This is a genomic window from Dietzia maris, assembly GCF_014144855.1.
GTDB classification, from domain to species: Bacteria; Actinomycetota; Actinomycetes; order Mycobacteriales; family Mycobacteriaceae; genus Dietzia; species Dietzia kunjamensis.
Map to the genome: position 1 here is coordinate 1 of NZ_JAALDN010000462.1, position 1,501 is coordinate 1,501.

Genomic DNA, 1,501 nt, shown 5'->3' on the forward strand with positions numbered 1-1,501 from the left:
GGACCGCGGCCGCCGCCGCCTCCCCCGCCGCCGCCGAAGAAGGCCTCGAACACGTCACCGAGGCCGCCGCTGCCGAAGCCACCACCGAAGCCGCCGCCGCCGTAACCGGCGCCGGGCGAGGAGTCCAGCGGGTCGCCGCCCATGTCGACGACCCGGCGCTTCTCGGGGTCGGTGAGCACCTCGTAGATCGCGGTGATCTCACTGAACTTCTCACGCGCCTCGTCCGACGGGTTGACGTCGGGGTGGAGCTCCCGGGCGAGCTTGCGGTAGGCGCGCTTGATCTCGGATTCCGAGGCGCCCCTATCGACCCCGAGGGTCCCGTAGTAGTCGCGTGACACGTGTGGCCTTTCGTCGAGAGGAAGATCTGGCTCCGGGAAGGAGCGTACGGACGTCAGCGCCCGGTGATGAGCTCGCCCACGTAGTGGGCAACAGCGGCGACCGAGGCGATTGTTCCCGGGTAGTCCATCCGTGTGGGCCCGAGCACCCCCATCCCACCGAATGTCTGGCCCTCCGCCCCGTACTGCGAGGACACCACGGAGGCGCCGCGGATCTCGGCGGCCTGGGTCTCCGCCCCGATCTGGACGGTGACACCCCCCGGCCCTCCCCGGCCCACCGAGTGGGCCGCGGTGAGCAGGCGAAGGATCACGACCTGTTCCTCGAGCGCCTCGAGGACCGAGCGCAGGGAGCCGTCGAAGTCGGCGGCGCTGCGGGTGAGGTTGGCCGTGCCGCCCAGGACGATCCGGTCGTCGGGGTGTTCGACGAGCGTGCCGACCAGGACCGTGACGCAGCGCTCGACCGCGTCGCGGATCTCGGGACGGGCCCGGTCGCCCGTGGAGGTCAGGGCCTCGGAGGCGTCGGGCAGGCGTTTGTCGGCGACGGCCTCGGACAGCAGGGTCCGCAGTTCCCCGAGGAGCTCGTCGGTCAACGGCGCGGCCAGCTCCACCGTCCGTTGATCGACGCGGCCGGTGTCGGTGATGAGGACCAGCAGCAGGCGGGTGGGGCTCAGGCTCACCACCTCGAGGTGGCGCACCGTGGAGCGACCGAGGACCGGGTACTGGACGACGGCGACCTGACGGGTGAGCTGGGACAGCAGCCGTGCGGCCCGCCGGAGGACGTCGTCCAGGTCGACGGCGCCCTCGAGGAAGGCCTGGATCGCCCGGCGTTCCGCGCGCGACAGCGGGGTGATCTCCTCGATGGAGTCGACGAAGTGCCGGTAGCCTTTCTCCGTGGGGACCCGACCGGAACTGGTGTGGGGTTGGACGATGAACCCCTCGGCCTCGAGCACGGCCATGTCGTTGCGGATGGTGGCGCTGGACACGCCCAGCGAGTGCCGATCGACGAGGGCCTTGGACCCGACCGGTTCGTGGGAGGCGATGTAGTCGGAGACGATCGCCCGTAAGACGTCGGTCCTACGATCGGCCGTACTCGACATACTCGCTCCTCCCTGTCCTCGTCGTGGCGATTCTATGCCACTTCCCGGGCCGACGGTTCAGACGAGGAC

At 70.4% G+C, this 1,501-nt stretch carries 2 protein-coding genes; both read right to left on the reverse strand.

The genetic code is table 11. The features are described 5' to 3' along the window. Positions 1–338 (reverse strand): DnaJ domain-containing protein (locus G6024_RS14310; RefSeq protein WP_159149003.1); only part of this gene is annotated, 338 nt, incomplete at its 3' end. A 53-nt stretch (positions 339–391) separates the two neighbouring features. Continuing rightward, positions 392–1,432 (reverse strand): heat-inducible transcriptional repressor HrcA, encoded by a 1,041-nt coding sequence (gene hrcA, locus G6024_RS14315; RefSeq protein WP_119192827.1) that lies wholly within the window; start codon positions 1,430–1,432, stop codon positions 392–394. Between the last annotated feature and the right edge of the window lie 69 nt (positions 1,433–1,501).

Bases quoted from the DNA above. Each gene is read 5' to 3' on its own strand.
- hrcA (WP_119192827.1), bottom strand. From the start codon at position 1,432: ATGTCGAGTACGGCCGATCGTAGGACCGACGTCTTACGGGCGATCGTC.